This window comes from Mesorhizobium sp. M4A.F.Ca.ET.050.02.1.1, from assembly GCF_003997725.1.
Classification (GTDB): Bacteria; Pseudomonadota; Alphaproteobacteria; order Rhizobiales; family Rhizobiaceae; genus Mesorhizobium.
This window is the reverse complement of the sequence record NZ_RZSG01001060.1, coordinates 1-1,659: the sequence shown is the minus strand read 5'-3', so window position 1 is coordinate 1,659 and position 1,659 is coordinate 1. Positions and strand designations below refer to the sequence as shown.

The 1,659-nt window shown below is 62.6% G+C and carries 2 protein-coding genes; both read right to left on the bottom strand.

Annotated features, from left to right (window positions below; translation table 11 throughout):
• Positions 1 to 563 (bottom strand): site-specific integrase (locus EOA33_RS34920; protein WP_145989492.1); only part of this gene is annotated, 563 nt, incomplete at its 3' end.
• A gap of 252 nt (positions 564 to 815) precedes the next feature.
• Complete coding sequence (locus tag EOA33_RS34915; protein ID WP_245482532.1) at positions 816 to 1,445, bottom strand: tyrosine-type recombinase/integrase; 630 nt, start codon at positions 1,443 to 1,445, stop codon at positions 816 to 818.
• Positions 1,446 to 1,659: the final 214 nt, after the last annotated feature.

Below are 1,659 nucleotides of genomic sequence, written 5' to 3'. Positions count from 1 at the left end.
CAGGCCACTGGCCGGCGCACCTTCCAGTAGCTGCGCAGGATCTCCAGGAGCTTGGGCGACAGCATCACGTAGCGGTCCTTCTGGCCTTTGCCCTGCTCGACACGGACGACCATTCTCTGGCTGTCGATGTCCGTGGGCTTCAGCTGAATCGCCTCCGAGATGCGCAAGCCGGCGGCATAGCACGTGGTCAGGATCGCGTGATGTTTGATGTCGAGCACACAGCCGAGGAATTGTTGAACTTCCTCGGGACCGAGGACGATCGGCAGCTTTTGCGGCTTCTTCGGAAGCGGCAGAACCTCTTGAGGCGCCCAGTCTCTTTCGAGCGTCACGCTGTAGAGAAAGCGCAGCGCCGCAATGGCGGTGTGGATCGAACCGGGCGCGAGCTTCTTCTCGCTGGTCAGATAGACCTGGTAGGTCCGAATGTCCTCGCGCCCGAGCAGGTCCGGCGACTTGCCGAAATAGCGAGGGAACAGCGATACCTGTTGCAGATACGAGAGCTGGGTGTTGAGCGCGAGGTTGCGCACCTGCATGTCCTCGCTCATGCGCTGGCGAAGTTGGGTCATGACGAGCTCCTTTGTCCGATGGAATGGGCTGCAAGCAGCCACCCCATGCTCGCGCAGTTGGAGCTCGTTTTGCACGCATGACCGATGCTACGGACGACGCAAGACCGCGCCCGTCAGTGCATCGCTTCCTTGCCGCTCCGCGACGCGGAGCGGGTTAGTCCAACGTCCATTATGCCGATGTCCGGATTATGCCGACCTTGGGAGTAGATGTCGGCTTCGGAGGCGGTGATCGCTGCGATGGGGTCGGCATAATTAGAGCGCCTCGAGGAAAGCGAGAAGCTTGTCGGGCGGTCTGTAGCGTCCTGGTGCCGTGTTGGCCGGCGTGGTTTTCGCCAGGGTGCGTTCTTTAAGCTCCAGATCGGCGTGCAAGTAGATGTGGGTGGTCTCGATCTGTTCGTGGCCAAGCCACAGCGCGATCACCGAGGTGTCGACGCCGGCGCGCAGCAACCGCATTGCCGCGGTATGACGCAAGATGTGCAGTGTGACCCTTTTCCGCCCCAGCGACGGACAGCCTTTGGCAGCGATATCGACATATTTCGCGAGCCGGCGCTCGAGAGCGTCGCGGCTTAGCATCTTGCCGGTCTGTGTGGGGAAGAGGGGATCGGCCGGTTGCCCGGCACGTTCGGCCAGCCAGACGCGCAGCACGGCGGCCATGTTGGAGGTGATCGGTGTGATCCGCTGCTTTCGTCCCTTTCCCATACAGCTGACATGAGCGCCGGAACCGAGATGGATATCGGCGCAGTGAAGGGCGATCAGTTCGGACGCCCGCAGGCCGGTTTGCGCGGCGAGTCGGTGCAAGGCATGGTCGCGCCGCCCGGTCCAGGTCGACCGCGCGGGGGCGGACAGCAATGCGTCGAGTTCCTCCTCCGTCAGGAACGTCACAAGCCTTCGCTCAAAGCGCTTCGGCGGAATAGCAAGCACCCGTTCGATCGTCGCGGCATACTCGGGGTGACGAAGCGCGGCGAATCGAAACAACGATCGGATTGCGGCAAGCCGCGCATTCCGCGTCCGCGCCCTGTTGCCCCGGCGGTCTTCGAGATGATCGAGGAAGCCGCCGACACACGCGGCGTCGAGATCGTTGAACTCCAGCCTGGAA